At 44.7% G+C, this 15080-nt stretch carries 11 protein-coding genes; 5 read left to right on the top strand and 6 right to left on the bottom strand.

Annotation, left to right across the window (positions count from 1 at the left end):
* Window positions 1-97: 97 nt before the first annotated feature.
* From putA to putP, 3 genes are all read left to right on the top strand, one after another.
* Window positions 98-3274, top strand: a complete 3177-nt coding sequence (gene putA, locus BSQ33_RS20225) for a bifunctional proline dehydrogenase/L-glutamate gamma-semialdehyde dehydrogenase PutA (protein WP_088135132.1) — start codon at window positions 98-100, stop codon at window positions 3272-3274.
* Window positions 3264-3962, top strand: coding sequence for a 1-pyrroline-5-carboxylate dehydrogenase (locus BSQ33_RS20220; RefSeq protein WP_088135131.1), 699 nt, complete (start codon window positions 3264-3266; stop codon window positions 3960-3962). The genes putA and BSQ33_RS20220 overlap by 11 nt, the downstream gene beginning before the upstream one ends.
* A gap of 91 nt (window positions 3963-4053) precedes the next feature.
* A complete protein-coding gene (putP, locus tag BSQ33_RS20215; RefSeq protein ID WP_088135130.1) occupies window positions 4054-5544 on the top strand; it encodes a sodium/proline symporter PutP in 1491 nt (496 codons plus the stop codon).
* 708 nt (window positions 5545-6252) lie between these two features.
* Here the strand turns inward: putP and BSQ33_RS20205 are convergent.
* The 4 genes from BSQ33_RS20205 to BSQ33_RS20190 all read right to left on the bottom strand — a co-directional run bounded on the left by BSQ33_RS20205 (window position 6253) and on the right by BSQ33_RS20190 (window position 11007).
* Complete coding sequence (locus tag BSQ33_RS20205; protein ID WP_088135128.1) at window positions 6253-6789, bottom strand: MltR family transcriptional regulator; 537 nt, start codon at window positions 6787-6789, stop codon at window positions 6253-6255.
* A 66-nt stretch (window positions 6790-6855) separates the two neighbouring features.
* A complete protein-coding gene (locus tag BSQ33_RS20200; protein WP_088135127.1) occupies window positions 6856-8001 on the bottom strand; it encodes a mannitol-1-phosphate 5-dehydrogenase in 1146 nt (381 codons plus the stop codon).
* Window positions 8002-8070: 69 nt separating this feature from the next.
* A complete protein-coding gene (locus BSQ33_RS20195; RefSeq protein WP_088135126.1) occupies window positions 8071-9960 on the bottom strand; it encodes a PTS mannitol transporter subunit IICBA in 1890 nt (629 codons plus the stop codon).
* A 690-nt stretch (window positions 9961-10650) separates the two neighbouring features.
* Complete coding sequence (locus tag BSQ33_RS20190; protein WP_088135125.1) at window positions 10651-11007, bottom strand: DUF413 domain-containing protein; 357 nt, start codon at window positions 11005-11007, stop codon at window positions 10651-10653.
* A 176-nt stretch (window positions 11008-11183) separates the two neighbouring features.
* Between BSQ33_RS20190 and BSQ33_RS20185 the strand changes: the two genes are divergently transcribed.
* Window positions 11184-12074, top strand: a complete 891-nt coding sequence (locus BSQ33_RS20185) for a LysR family transcriptional regulator (protein ID WP_088135124.1) — start codon at window positions 11184-11186, stop codon at window positions 12072-12074.
* Between the two features lie 10 nt (window positions 12075-12084).
* On the opposite strand, the gene BSQ33_RS20180 is transcribed toward BSQ33_RS20185, so the two are convergent.
* Window positions 12085-12528 carry a DoxX family protein gene (locus BSQ33_RS20180; protein ID WP_088135123.1) on the bottom strand — a complete coding sequence of 148 codons (444 nt, stop codon included), beginning with the start codon at window positions 12526-12528 and terminating at the stop codon, window positions 12085-12087.
* A 279-nt stretch (window positions 12529-12807) separates the two neighbouring features.
* On the opposite strand from BSQ33_RS20180, the gene BSQ33_RS20175 reads away from it, so the two are divergent.
* Window positions 12808-13200 (top strand): hypothetical protein, encoded by a 393-nt coding sequence (locus BSQ33_RS20175; protein ID WP_088135122.1) that lies wholly within the window; start codon window positions 12808-12810, stop codon window positions 13198-13200.
* A gap of 89 nt (window positions 13201-13289) precedes the next feature.
* Here the strand turns inward: BSQ33_RS20175 and BSQ33_RS20170 are convergent, their stop codons facing one another.
* Window positions 13290-14939, bottom strand: a complete 1650-nt coding sequence (locus tag BSQ33_RS20170) for a methyl-accepting chemotaxis protein (protein WP_088135121.1) — start codon at window positions 14937-14939, stop codon at window positions 13290-13292.
* Window positions 14940-15080 lie beyond the last annotated feature (141 nt).

Below are 15080 nucleotides of genomic sequence, written 5' to 3'. Positions count from 1 at the left end.
AAAAAAACGGAGTTTTTGACAAGTAATCCTCAGATGCCCAGAATACACTGCTAGCTATTGTTAAAAGCCCATTTGGGATGACGTTGAGGGAAAACGCATGTTTACTGCAAATGATGTGTTGAAGTCGGAGTTTGTTGAGCAGCCACTGAACAAGCTTTGGGCACTTATCTCGCCACTGTATATGGCTGATGAGTCACAATGGCTACAGGAGTTGTTACCGCTGGCAGCACCGACTGATCAAGAAAAACAAACAATCACAGATAAGACGACTCAGTTGATCAAGGCGATCAGAGCCGATAAAAAGTCTGTGCAAATGATAGATGCATTGCTTCTGGAATATAGTCTGGATACGCAAGAAGGCATTTTACTGATGTGCCTTGCTGAGGCACTGATGCGTATTCCAGATGCTGAAACAGCAGATGCCTTTATTAAAGATCGATTGAGTGTTGCTGACTGGCGTTCTCACTTGAAGAACTCTGACTCGGTTTTTGTCAATGCTTCGACATGGGGGTTGATGATTACTGGCAAAGTGCTTGAGTTATCAGATATTCAGAGCACCAGCCCGATGCAGGCATTAAACCGGTTGGTCAATCGCTTCTCTGAGCCTGTGATTCGTCAAGCGATGAATCAAGCCATGAAAATTATGGGTCGTCAGTTTGTGTTGGGTCAGTCGATCGATGAAGCGCAGAAAAATGGCCAGTCCATGCGTGATAAAGGATACACATATTCTTTCGATATGCTTGGTGAAGCTGCGCTGACCAGTGCTGATGCAAATAAATATTGTCAGGATTATCTGTCAGCCATTGAATCGGTGGGTAAAGCGTCTGAATCGGGAACGCTTCAGTCATCGCATTCTATCTCGATCAAACTGTCTGCATTACACCCTCGCTATGAAGTTGCAAATCAGGAGCGGGTCATGACCGAGCTGCTGGAGACGCTGGTCGTGCTTGTTAAACGGGCGAGAGAGTTTGACATTGGTATCTCGATCGATGCCGAAGAAGCCGATCGGCTGGAACTCTCTCTGGTACTGTTTGAGAAATTATATCGCCACGATGTTAACCGCGGCTGGGGTAAGCTGGGGATTGTGGTTCAAGCCTATTCAAAACGCGCGTTGCCTGTTCTCACTTGGCTAACGGGGTTAGCAAAAGATCAAGGAGATTTAATTCCGGTCCGGTTGGTTAAAGGGGCCTATTGGGATAGTGAAATCAAGTGGTCACAGCAAAAAGGTTACGCAGGGTATCCCGTCTTTACCCGCAAAGAAGCGTCAGATGTTTCTTATCTGGCCTGTGCTCGCTTTTTGTTATCGGAGCATGTCCGAGGCGCTTTGTTTCCCCAGTTTGCCAGCCATAACGCTCAGACAGTGACTGCCGTTGCTGTGATGGCAACACACCGAGATTATGAATTCCAGCGTTTACATGGCATGGGGGATGCACTGTTTCATCAGGTGATGGAAACGTATCGTCCAGCAATCAGAATTTATGCGCCGGTGGGCAATCACAAGGATTTATTGCCTTATCTGGTGCGGCGTTTGTTAGAAAATGGTGCCAATAGTTCTTTCGTTCACCGGCTGGTCGATGCACGCTGTCCGATTGATTTACTGAATCGTCATCCTGTGGAGGCACTACAGTCGTTTGAAACATTGCATAATGCTGCGATTCCGTTGCCACTGGATATCTACCCCGACCGTTGCAATTCCTACGGTGTCAATATTGATATTGAAAGTGAAGCCGCCCCTTTTGAGCATAAAGTCTCTGAGTTTTTACATCAGCACTGGCATGCGGCACCGATCATTCAAGGTGAAGATCAATACGAAAGCATGATCAAGGAAAATGTTGCGTTGACTACGGTCACCGCGCCTTATGACCATCGTATCGAGGTCGGAAACGTGATCATGGCAAATGCGCAGCAGATTACGACAGCGATTGAGATTGCACAGCAAGCGTTTCCGCAATGGCGAGATACTGAACTTGGTGTTAGGTCTGCATATTTGACACATTTTGCTGATCTGTTGGAATCACATTTGCCAGAGTTTGTTGCGTTGTGTCATCAAGAAGCGGGTAAAACGATCCATGACAGTATTGATGAAGTCCGGGAGGCGGTCGATTTCTGTCGTTATTATGCCACTCAAATCATGCAACTGACGCCAACAGCGCAGATCGGCTTCGATGGTGCTGAACGGTATACGCAATATTTGGGACGTGGTGTGTTTGTCTGTATCAGCCCATGGAATTTCCCATTAGCGATCTTTGTCGGACAAGTGGTTGCGGCTTTAGCTGCGGGGAATACGGTGATCGCCAAACCAGCGGAACAGACGTCCCTCATCGCATTTCGTGCAATTCAACTGCTGTTGGAGACTGGCATTCCTGCCAATGTGATCCATTTGTTGCCGTGCAATGGTAAAGAAAGCGGTCACTTACTTACCTCTAACCCCTCGATTGCCGGTGTTGCTTTTACCGGTTCAACAGGAACAGCACAACGAATCAACCAAACATTAGCAGCAAGACCATGTGATCCGGTTCCTTTAATCGCCGAAACGGGCGGGCAAAATGCCATGATTGTTGATAGTACGGCATTACCGGAGCAGGTCGTGAGAGATGTTCTGCGCTCAGCATTCGCATCCGCCGGACAACGTTGTTCAGCGTTACGTGTGTTATTCATTCAAGAGGATGTTGCAGATCGCGTGGTGACATTGATTGAAGGGGCAATGCAGGAGCTTTCCGTCGGTGATCCAACACTTCATCGTACTGACGTCGGGCCGGTGATCGATAAAGCAGCACAGCATCGGTTATTGGCACATATTGAACATATGAAACAGACGCAAACTCTCATTGCAGAACTGACATTGGATGATGAATGTGCGCATGGCATGTTTGTTCCTCCGGCGGCATTTGAAATTAGTGGGATTGAATGTCTGAAAGAAGAACATTTTGGTCCGGTATTACATATTGTTCGTTATCGGGCCAAAGATTTACCACATATTGTTGAACAGATAAATCAGACTGGCTTTGGTTTGACTTTAGGGATTCATAGCCGGAATGAAACAACGTATCGGTGGATTGAAGCACATGCCCGGGTCGGAAACAGTTATATCAACCGTGATCAGGTTGGTGCTGTAGTGGGCGTACAGCCGTTTGGCGGGCAAGGATTGTCAGGGACAGGGCCAAAAGCTGGCGGGCCTCATTATCTCTATCGGTTTACCCGCCCTTTTTATCGTGACATAGCGGTAAAACATAGTGACTCAGCGGTAAAACAAGGAGCGGATCATGGTGAATAAAACAACACATTTCTCTGATGCTGCTGTGGCATGGCAGCAATGGAATCTAACCGATTTTAGTTCGAAAAGTGAGCATTTACTTCGTCTTGCCCAGTCTTTGGAACTCGATGCTGCTGACTTAGCTCAGGTTATCACTTATCACCTCAACAGTGCGAGAACACGGATTGCCGAGGTTCAGCTTTTAGTTGGTCCGACAGGGGAAACAAACGAACTCTATAGTTCAGGGCGCGGGGTTGTCGTGATCCTTCACAAGCGAAGTGGTGCAAATGCTTCACGGGCTGTGCTTGCTCAGTTAGCTGCCGCTTTAATTGCTGGAAACAGCATCTTACTTTGTTCCGATGATACGACGTTGAATGCACGTTTAGCATCAGCTTTGGAAAACAGTTGTTTTCCTGTTCATCTGGTACAAATCGTGGCGGTTGAGGCATTTAATCAGATCATGACGTGCGACGTGCGTCAGGTCGGGATGATCTGTGAGCCGCAAGATGCCCGGCAGGTGAATCAAGAATTGTCCATGCGATCAGGGGTGATTATTAGTCCGGTTATCGAAACGGATTTAGATCAGCTCCCGATGACGCATGATGCCGCACTCGTGTTACGTTTTATTACGGAACGGACACGGACTATAAATATAACAGCGATAGGGGGAAATGCTTCTTTATTGGAAATGGGAAGCTCGAACCACTAAAACCTGCTTTTCCAGCGTCTATCGGTTCTCGGACTGATAGACGTTCGGTGAGGAACAGGGAAGGCGATCAATATATAAAGAGGAATGAATTATGGAAAATAGCTTTGCTATTACAACGACCTTTATCGTCTACCTCGTGATGATGTTAGCGATAGGGGTCTATGCATATTTACGAACGAAAAACTCAACTGACTACTTTCTCGGTGGACGCTCTTTAGGCCCTTGGCCTGCGGCCTTATCGGCCGGTGCATCCGATATGAGTGGTTGGTTGTTGCTGGGGTTGCCCGGCTACGCTTATGCTGCGGGGTTAGAATCCATATGGTTAGCCGGAGGCCTGCTACTTGGAAACTGGCTCAACTGGTTTATCGCAGCAAAACGTCTTCGAACTTACAGTATTACCACCGATGCAATCACAATTCCTGAGTTTTTGTCTCGCCGTTTTAATGATCAGTCGAAGTTGATTCAAACAATTTCTGCATTTTTCGTTTTGTTGTTTTTCCTTTTTTACACCAGTTCAGGTCTTGTCGCTGGTGGGAAACTGTTTGAAACAGTCTTTGGTCTCGATTATGCCACAGCGGTGATTATCGGTACGATTTGTGTGGTGTCATATACACTGTTTGGTGGATTCCTTGCTGTTGCATGGACTGACTTAGTTCAGGGGCTGTTGATGGCGGCAGCATTGCTGATTGTACCAATGGCGATGATGCAAGATGGTTTTTCTGTGTTGGGCGACAACTTAACAGCGATTAACCCAGAGTTACTGACCATTTGGCGTGGGATGAATGGGCAACCATTAGGTGCGATCGCGATTATTTCTTTAGCGGCTTGGGGCCTCGGATATTTTGGTCAGCCACATATTCTGGCTCGTTTTCAGGCCACGCGCTCCAATAAAGATCTCCGGACAGCGCGTCGTATTGCGATCGGCTGGTCTGCGTTAGCAATGTTTGGTGCTGTAATGGTTGGGTTAGTCGGTTTGGTTTATACCACGAATCACCCAACACTGACATTGGAAGATGGTGAGAAGATCTTCATGTTGTTGGTCAATGCAGCTTTCCACCCGGTCATTGCCGGTATTCTATTGGCGGCAATCCTGGCTGCAATTATGAGTACAGCGGATTCTCAGCTGTTAGTTTGTTCATCGGCATTAGCAGAAGATTTCTATAAACAGGTGATTAAAAAAGATGCAACGTCTGAACAGATTGTTCGGGTTGGTCGTCTCTCTGTGATGGCGGTTTCTATATTGGCTTTGGTTCTGGCGATGACACCGGATAGCTCGGTGCTGGGACTTGTTTCTTATGCATGGGCTGGATTTGGTGCGGCATTTGGGCCTGCACTTGTGATCAGTCTATTCTGGTCTCGCATGAACCGTAATGGTGCCCTAGCAGGAATTATTGTCGGTGGTGTGACAATTGTTGTTTGGAAACAATTGACCGGTGGTATTTTTGATATCTATGAAATTGTACCGGGAATGCTCTTCTCGACAGTTGCGATTGTCATTGTCACATTGCTGAGTCGTGAGCCGGAACAAACCGTTCAATCACAACATCAGACATTCTTGAAACAGCTGAAAGAGCTGGATTAAAGAGGAAAATGATATCAGGAACCCCTCTTTTGGAGGGGTTTTTTATCGCTGCGGAATCATGTATCTCATGGTTGAAAATCGTTGTCGATCTGAATGAGTAGAGGTGTTCAGGAATAATCAATAATTTTTTTGGTGATCCATGCCACAATTTTGATGTTGACCTTTGAGAAAATGTTTCTATATGGATAATTATGCTTATTATTAGCAATAAGTAATTTACTTGATGAGGTTTATCATGTCTGAAGCATATTGTCCCGTGTGTCGAAAAGTGACTCCACATAAATCAATTATGCGACGTTGTCAGACTGAACGTTGTGCACGATGGAAAGAAATCCAGCTATTCATTGCTTCACTGATGCGTGGTAACCATTATTATAAAATGGAAAGGCAACACTTTTGCCGCGTATGTAACCACCAGAATGTCAGACCGGTTCTCTCTCTCCCGAACCATGCCCAGAATGAGCCTCGAATTTCTTAGTCTATGGTAAATCGTTTAGGCTAAAACTTTCCTCTGACTCTTTACAGTGTAAATCAGGGCCATGATGTACATGGTTCACCGTTTGTTTTGACAAACGTTATGCTTTGATAAACCTTATTCCTTTACGAACTGTAGAAGACTCCCTCGTATCATGATTTGAAGAGCTTCTCATTTTAGATAATGGGACATTTAAATGATTGTCGTAGCACGACATCTTCCCGCTTGGCGTGCTACGTAGTAAAAGGGCTTTCAACATTGAGCATATTACATATCTCAACAATAGCGAGCGACAGACTTGATTTAATCACTTGTTGCTGGCGGTCCAACTGTAATTGATAAAGTTTTGCATCAATCTCTTCATCGATGAGCGTGGGTGTTAATTGAAAGATTCCCATTTTTTTGAAAGCGCTAATTTTGTGAATCGAATCCAATATATTTGGGTCCGTAAAATGATATTCAGCCCCGTCTTTATTCAATTGGTTTCTTAATCGAATGATTGTCTCAATATCATGATAAACCTCATCCGGTATCACACCTAACCCAAACAACAGTTTGATCCGGACACTTAAATCACCAAGTGGGCCTGAAGATTCCAGCAGTGGATTTATCACCGCTTTGACCGCGAGATAATCACTGCGGAAAATTCGTTGTACCAATGAGTCGATAGATTTTTCAAAGATGTTGACAGCCGCAATGAAAAAACCTCTGACCGATGGGGCTACATTCAACTGTTCAATAATGTCTGCTTCGTTAATTTTCTCTACCATAAAGAAAGCATCATAGTTAAAAAGGAGGAGGGGGCAGGAGCAGCCCCCAGCCTCGCTTATTATTTTTTAGAGGGTGTTATAGATAGCTTCAACTTGCTTAGCTTCTGTCCCGTGTTCATCCAGATTGGCATAGTGAGCTAATGTTGCCAGAACACCATGCTGACTCAGATATGCCTGTAATTCGACGGCCTGAGGATCTGAAGCGTTCGTGTATTTTAATGCAGCTGCAACGCCCTTCAATAGCGCTGTATTTGCAATACCATACGCCATTGTACCACGTAATGGTTTGATTAAACGGTCATTTTCTCCGAGCTTACGGATTGGTTGACGGCCAACCCGTTCAACGTCGTCGATTAAATACGGATTCGCAAATCGGGATAGAATTTTCTCGATATAAGCCGCATGGGCTTGACGATCAAACTGGTAGCGCTGGATTAAAACTTCGCCGCTTTCGGTCATCGCTTGTTTAACGTCAGCATAAATCGCTTCATCTTCAATAGCTTCTTTGACGGTTTGCAGTCCCTTGAGACAACCCAAATAAGCCGTAATACAGTGGCCAGTATTGAGCGTGAAAAGTTTCCGCTCGATATAAGCCATCAGGTTATCGGTTTTTTCCATGCCTGGAATATCAGGGATGTCGCCGACGAATTGCAATTTATCCACGATCCATTCGCTGAAACTTTCAACAGTGGCATCGAGAATATTGTCAGATGCTTCAGCTGGTGGGACGATGCGGTCAACCGCTGAATCAACAAAACCAATCAGTGTATCCGCTTTGTGATGATAGTCTGCCGCCAGATGCAAATAGACTTGCTCTTTTAAATGTGAAGATCCCCGAATCATATTTTCACAAGCAATGATATTCAGGGGAGTGGTGTTGCCGCTATCAATGCGTTGTTGAATACCCGTCGCGATAGTTTTAGCGATAATGTCCAGCACGTTTGGTCCAACCGCTGTCGTGATTAAGTCCACTTGGGTGATGTGCTGATAAATCTCGTCACTGGTTGAATTCACTGCTGTGACATTTTTGACCGTTTGCCACTGACATTCTGACCCGACCACTTTCACTTGATATTGCCCGTCTTGGCGCAGTTTCTGGACGACTTCCTGATTGACGTCGGCAAAAATGACGTGGATTCCCGCATCCGCGAGAAGTTTACCAATAAATCCCCGGCCAATGTTACCGGCACCAAAATGAATTGCCTTTTTCATAGACTTTTACCTACCAATTAAAAAACAAAGAAAGAAAAAGTAGAGGTCATTGACCTCTACTTGTGCACCTTATGCCGTGGTATTTCCCAACACGTCTAAAATGGCGTTCACGTCATCTGTTGATGTGAGTGTTGCGATTGCATCCGGATCATCGAGCGCATTGGTGATCGTTGAAATGACCCCCATATGTTCATCATTCTGTGCTGCGATACCGATGACCAGTTTGGCAATGCCATCTTCGTCATCTGTAAACCGAACACCATCGGGGTATTGGCAAATGACAATCCCGGTTTTCAGAACGTGATTCTTCGCTTCAATCGTACCGTGCGGTACCGCGATGGATTCACCCAGATACGTTGATACCATTTTTTCTCTTTCAAACATGGCATCGATATAGCTGGCGTCTGCATATCCGAGTGCGACGAGTTGTTCTCCGGCATAACGGATGGCTTCTTCTTTGTTACTTGCTTTGAGGTTTAAGTGAATGTTACGGGCTTCTATTTGGAATGCCGGTTGAGCCTCCGCGTCAGCGTTCTGGGGAACGACAGATTGACCGGCATCAGACTTTTTTATCTCACTGACGAGATTGTTATACATCTCATTATCCAGAAAGTTGGTTAAGGAAATGTGGTGTGCCGATGGCGCATGTTTGCGGGCTCGGTCGGTTAAATCTTTATGCGTAATAACGATATCAACATCTTGAGGAAGATTATTAATGGCCAGATTGGTGACTTGAATATCCAATCCCGCTGCTTGTACTTTTTTACGCAGCATACTGGCGCCCATCGCACTGGAACCCATGCCTGCATCACACGCGACAATGATCTTTTTCACATTACCTGTGAATGGCTGAGTGCTTGATGAGCCTTTCGATCCAGCTTTCATTTCTTGCATTTGCGATGTTGCTTTCTCTAGCGAATCTTCATCATCGGTTTCTTGATTTCTTTGTGTTTTCATCAACAGTGACGCAACCGTAAATGAGACAGCTGTCGCGGCGGCGATTGAACAAAGCACGCCAATTAGTGAGCTCTTCGGTGTCATCAGTAATACGGCAAAAATCGAACCGGGTGATGCTGGTGATACTAAACCGGCACCAAATACAGTTAAGACAAAGACCCCTGTCATCCCGCCAGCAATCGCTGCGAGAATCAAGCGAGGATTCATCAGAATGTATGGGAAATAAATCTCGTGGATCCCACCCAAGAAGTGAATGATGGTTGCGCCACCGGCGGTTTGTTTCGCTGTTCCTTTACCAAATACGATATAAGCCAGAAGAATCCCCAATCCAGGTCCTGGGTTCGCTTCAATCAGGAAGAAGATCGATTTACCCGTTTCACTGGCTTGTTGAATTCCCAGTGGAGAGAAAATACCGTGGTTGATGGCGTTGTTCAGAAATAGAATCTTAGCGGGTTCGACAAAAAGTGAAGTCAAAGGGAGTAGGTGTGCTTTCACTAAGACGTCTACCCCTGTTGCAAGGGCAGTAGAGAGGACTTTGACGAATGGGCCAATCAGGAAAAAAGCGATGATCGCGAAGATCATACCAATAATACCGGCCGAGAAGTTGTTGACCAACATTTCGAAGCCACTTTTGACTTTCCCATCGACTTTTTTGTCGAACGTTTTAATTGCCCATCCACCGATTGGACCCGCAATCATTGCGCCCATAAACATTGGGATATCAGCACCGACGATAACGCCCATGGTTGTAATCGCACCCACGACAGCGCCGCGTTCACCACCAACGAGTTTACCCCCGGTATAACCGATCAACAGTGGCAATAAGTAGGTAATCATTGGGCCGACAAGTGCAGCCAGTGTTTCATTGGGTGTCCATCCTGTTGGAATGAACAGTGCTGTAATAAATCCCCATGCGATAAATGCCCCAATGTTCGGCATAACCATGTTGGACAAGAACCGGCCAAAATTCTGTATCTTGACCTTTGCATCTGGTGATATCATATGGATTCCCCGTTCGATGTACTATTTGATGTTATTGTGTTGACGGCTCGGCAAAGCCGTTGAATTGAATCGTTCCAAATCAATCTAGCACACAATTTTTCAATTCAACTGAGAACGGGTTTTTTGTGACTTACGTCAATAAAGTATGGGGTTACAAATGTCTTTTTAGTGATTTAAATCTACTTTTTACGCTGTAATTTAGTTACAAATTTAATTTAAATAAAAAGTCAATTTGTTTTTGGTGCGTGATATCTATTTTTTGATAATTTATTTTTTATATTTATAGTGATATTTGTCACGATTTTGTTAGTTTTATTCTGCGGTTAAAAATTAAGTGTGAGATAAATCTCGTTTTGCTATTTATTTCAATAAGCGAAATAAATTGGTTGAAAAATGTGCGTGAGTTTTGTAAGAAATGTACATTTTTGACGCGGTGTGTTTTATCGTAGGAATCGTATCGCAGGATTAATCGGTTTGTTTATGAAAGGCTCAGATGGTGAGGTTTACTTTAAGGGACGCTGAGTAAAGCCAGCAGAGTCACAATAACACGACTTCACGGCAGACGAAGAAAAGCAAAAGAGATCGCCTCGCAGCCGCCGAGGGCTCGTAAAGACTGAATCACCAAGAGCAGAAGCTGTACTCTACTCTTGGTATGATCGATTGTGTCTGTATGACAGATTGTGCTGGCACTCAGCTTTCTGTCTCGATATCTGAATCATCAACAAATTCGTCGAGCGCATCCGGTTTGTTGCGACCATTCAAGGTATGGAAGCGTTTTCGGCCACGAGCAAGACGGACATATTTCAACCAGACTCGCTCCAGTTTTGTCGAGGCTTTTTCTGGATGGTTGAGCACAAGAAGAAAATGTCTTTCATCGGCATTTACCGGCTCAAGGACTCCAGACTCCAATTGGGACATTGTCTCACCAAACTGAATCAGCAGTTCTTCTTCAGCCAGTGTAAAATCACCCGATTTAGCAAATCCCCGTGGGAATTTTTTGTTGTCGTAAAAACGCTTTTTTCCGTAGCGGAATTCAATCTCAGACATATCAACCTCGCATCAATGCAGCGTTACACTTTTGTATTGAATTACGGCGAAAGTTAGGCGTAATCTAGAGAAAAGAAAAACAAAAATTTTTTATCGTCATCATTGCATTTCATTATGTATATGCATATATCCTAAATAATTTTAAGATGCAGATTCAGTGAGAATAAAGGGTTGCTATGGACGTCAAAGTCTTTCGTACTTTTCTGGAATTGGCTCGGGTGCGCCATTTTGGCCGGGCAGCAGAAAATTTATATTTAACGCAGGCAGCAGTCAGTGCTCGTATTAAGCAACTTGAAAGCTATTTTGATACTCAATTGTTTACCCGAGATCGCAATAATATCAAGTTGACTTCAGCCGGAGAGCGGCTGATTAGTTATGCAGAAGTCATGGTTGCAACTTTACAACAGGCGAAGTTCGAGCTGTCACTGGAAAGTGGTAAAGCGCTCCAGTTAACAATTGGCGGAACGCCAAACATTTGGGATGCTTATTTACAACACTGTCTGAGTAAAGTTACAGACACGTTTACCGGCTACGGGTTTATTGCGGAAGTGATGGGACGGGAGCAGTTGAGCCGAGGATTGCTTGAGCGGACTCTGGACATGGCATTTGTATTTGACCCGATTAAGGCCGAAGAACTACATTGCCAGAAAGTGACGGATCTGACACTGCTCTTTGTTTCAACGCAGCCACAGTCAGTCGATGAGGCTTTCAGGCATCATTATGTTTATGTGGATTGGGGCGCTCGGTTTGCTGCTGAACATGCAGAGCGGCATCCCGGTGTAACAACACCATTTTTACGGACGTCAACAGCCAGAATTGCCCTCGATTTCATTCTTGAAAAGCAAGGAAGTGCTTACTTACCTGCATCGTTGGTTGAACCTTTTCTACGGACTGGTCAGCTACACTGTATTGACGGGGGAGCTGAATGGAGAAGACCTGTTTATCTCAGTTATCGCAAAAACAGCTCATCGGTTGATGCGATCGGGCAGGTTGAACTATTGGTCAAAGATATCGACCCGCTGACGGCTTTCTCATTGCAGCAAGCGGGCGATATCGGCAGGGATTAGCATCACTGGGTTATGATTTGATCGTGCGCAGGATGGCTTGATCGAGACTCAGCTTTCCGGAGCCGGAGACAATGAGTGAGACAGACATTGCGAGGAGTGCAAGCGCATACTCATAACCATTATTAGACAGAAACAGACCGTTGTTGATGTGTACGGAAAAAATCGCGACCACCATCGTAAAAGCGGTGACACATGCCGCTGGTCTGGTCAGTAGCCCGAGTAACAGGAACATACCACCGAAGAATTCTCCGCTACCAGCTAGACCAGCCATGAGCATTCCGGGCTCAATACCGATAGAGGCCATCCATTTGCCTGTCCCTTCGAGACCATACCCACCAAACCAGCCAAAGAGTTTCTGAGCGCCGTGCGCCATCAGAATGATGCCGACCGGAACACGAAGCATCAGTGGCGCATATTGAGCATTAGAACTGAGTAATTTACGTAAAAAGTGCATATCATGATTTCCTTATATCAAAAAAATTGAATTTGTCTTGAAGCTTGTGTTGACTATTAAAAGATGAAATTCATTGTTGATAAATGTGTTATATTGAATAGACTTGTTTTAAAAATTTGAACAACAGAGCGAGATCAACGTTCATGATATGCAAGTCGGGATCATCAATGGTTATACTGTCTATAACCTATGTTCATATAAATCATGAATGATTTGTGAGGTGGTTAGTGCGTTTTTTGTTCAGAAATAGCGTACTCTGATGAAAGGGGAGGAATAGATATGTATCAATTCAAATATGCTGTGAAATCGTATCTGGTCGTTCTATTGTCTTCTCTGTCACTGTATGGATGTTTTCAGGAAGAACTAGAGCATTGGGTGAATCAGGAAACTTATGCGTTTCAGGGAACTTATGAAAATCAGCACAACTCTGATTTAATCGCTTTTCATGAAGCGAAAGCGTCAATCCAGAGTAAAGGGAAATCAATGGTTGTTCCTTTTGAGGTTGATGGCAACTTTATCTACATTCAGGTCAGACAAAGTTCCAAAGAGAAGAGAGAAGACATCGTTATGCGTATTCATGGTGATGGTGAAGTACTGACATGCAGTGCCTGTGCGAAATATCATCTGAGCAATATCTGGGTACGGGCTATCGCTGAAACACCAACGAAATAACATTCATCGTTGCGTGTTGTATGTCGTTTGCAGCCCGTTTTCCCCGTTAGCTTCATTCGTGTATTGCATCATCATCATTGAATTCTCATTTAGGAGAGCTTAAATGATGCCACCTGCTTAGAGAGTTTCTGAATGGATAAGGTGACTTCATTGATGGCATCATTCGCTTCAGATGCGTTTACCGTGACCTCTTTTGAGCTTTCACGCATTTGCTCCATGTTACTATTGACTTGATTGACGACCACGCTTTGTTCTTCGGTTGCGGCTGCAATTTGAACAGAAAAGTCAGTAATACTATTGACCCTTTCGATAATCAGATTCATATCTGCTCCCGCAGAATCGGTATAGCCTGATGTTTCAACGGCTTTTTCGGTACTGGATTTTATCGTATCCACTGCTTTTTTGACGCCGGCATTCAGTTCCGATAGTGTTGCTTGAATACTTTGCGTGGATTCCTGCGTTTTCTGGGCTAAAGCGCGGACTTCATCGGCAACCACTGCAAAGCCTCTTCCGGAATCACCAGCCCGAGCCGCTTCTATGGCGGCATTGAGTGCCAGTAAGTTGGTTTGTTCTGCGATCCCTCGAATCGTATCAACGACGGAGTTGATACTCTGACTGTCTTGCTCTAACTTACTGATGACACTCGCTGCCCCCTCCATCTCTTGAACGAGAGTGGTGATTTGGTGAATTGCGTTTTGAATTCCCTGATGGGAATTGGTGACATCTGCTCTGGCATGATTGGATTCATCAGATGAGCGTTGAGATTGTTGAGCGACTTCAGAGATTGCCGTGTTCAGCTCGGAGATAGAATGGGCAATATCATCGAGGGCCGTATTTTGCTTCGTAGCACTCGTTCCGGTTTTGGATGTCAGGCTTTTTAGCTGATTGGCATGGTTATGGATTCCCGAGACCTCATCTTCAATGGTCAGCAACATCTTGTGCAGATAGATGATGAATTCATTGGTTGCTTTCGCCAGTTGTGACAGCTCATTATTGCCCGTGTCCGGGAGCCTGAGTGTTAAGTCGCCACCGGATTGACTCAGCTCTTTCATCTTGGCGGTTAATGCTTGTAACCGAGTTGAAATTAAGCGTGGAATATAGAATAAGAACCCAAGACCGATCACCATCGAAAAGAGGCTGGCAATCGTCGTATATAATTCTTGCTGCGCCTCTAAATTGTGAATTTCCTGTGCGACGGCTTGACGACGAGACTCCAACTTCTCACCGAATTTGTCGTAGTATAAACGCAGTGTAGCGAACGCTTTTTCCTGATCTTGGGTGAGGATGACATAGGCGGGTTGGTATTGCTCATCATTCACTAAACGGATAATCTTCTCTGACAGGTTTTTCCACTGGTTAAAGGTGTTAATGTAAGTCTGATGCTCCTGAGGAATGAGTTTTATCCCGGCTTTTTCTCCGAGCTCTCTCGATGTTAGCATTCTGTCATAGGCTTGCTGTTGATTGTCATGATATGTATCGATTTGCACTTTGGTTTTTTTCTGTTGTGAGGACAGATACATATAGTCTCGCAATGCAACGGCTGACTGATAGAGATCTCGATCTGCATTTAATACCGTTGCCGTTGCCGGGGAGAGGTAATCTGTCAGCAGATGGGTGTTCTGAGTAATCTGATGGTTCACTTTTAACCCGAGTGCAGACACCGTTAGAATTGCTATCAATAAGAAAGCAATGGGTGTGAAAATCTGATACTTAATTTTCCAACCAGAAAAGTACCCCATACTATGTCCCTTTTATTTGTTGATATAATTATCTTTAAGTGCTTACTTCTATTGTATTTTTAAGCATAGTCATTGTGAGTCTGAGCATTTGCCTTTATTTATCGGCCGACATTCGAGGGCCGAAATTTTCTGACCTATATC

Source organism: Vibrio gazogenes, assembly GCF_002196515.1.
GTDB lineage: Bacteria > Pseudomonadota > Gammaproteobacteria > Enterobacterales > Vibrionaceae > Vibrio > Vibrio gazogenes_A.
Note: the sequence above shows the minus strand (reverse complement) of the source record. Positions and strands in the feature narration are given on the sequence as shown.

Coding starts and splice junctions, on each gene's coding strand:
- putA (WP_088135132.1), top strand. CDS start 98: ATGTTTACTGCAAATGATGTGTTGAAGTCGGAGTTTGTTGAGCAGCCA.
- BSQ33_RS20220 (WP_088135131.1), top strand. CDS start 3,264: ATGGTGAATAAAACAACACATTTCTCTGATGCTGCTGTGGCATGGCAG.
- putP (WP_088135130.1), top strand. CDS start 4,054: ATGGAAAATAGCTTTGCTATTACAACGACCTTTATCGTCTACCTCGTG.
- BSQ33_RS20205 (WP_088135128.1), bottom strand. CDS start 6,789: ATGGTAGAGAAAATTAACGAAGCAGACATTATTGAACAGTTGAATGTA.
- BSQ33_RS20200 (WP_088135127.1), bottom strand. CDS start 8,001: ATGAAAAAGGCAATTCATTTTGGTGCCGGTAACATTGGCCGGGGATTT.
- BSQ33_RS20195 (WP_088135126.1), bottom strand. CDS start 9,960: ATGATATCACCAGATGCAAAGGTCAAGATACAGAATTTTGGCCGGTTC.
- BSQ33_RS20190 (WP_088135125.1), bottom strand. CDS start 11,007: ATGTCTGAGATTGAATTCCGCTACGGAAAAAAGCGTTTTTACGACAAC.
- BSQ33_RS20185 (WP_088135124.1), top strand. CDS start 11,184: ATGGACGTCAAAGTCTTTCGTACTTTTCTGGAATTGGCTCGGGTGCGC.
- BSQ33_RS20180 (WP_088135123.1), bottom strand. CDS start 12,528: ATGCACTTTTTACGTAAATTACTCAGTTCTAATGCTCAATATGCGCCA.
- BSQ33_RS20175 (WP_088135122.1), top strand. CDS start 12,808: ATGTATCAATTCAAATATGCTGTGAAATCGTATCTGGTCGTTCTATTG.
- BSQ33_RS20170 (WP_088135121.1), bottom strand. CDS start 14,939: ATGGGGTACTTTTCTGGTTGGAAAATTAAGTATCAGATTTTCACACCC.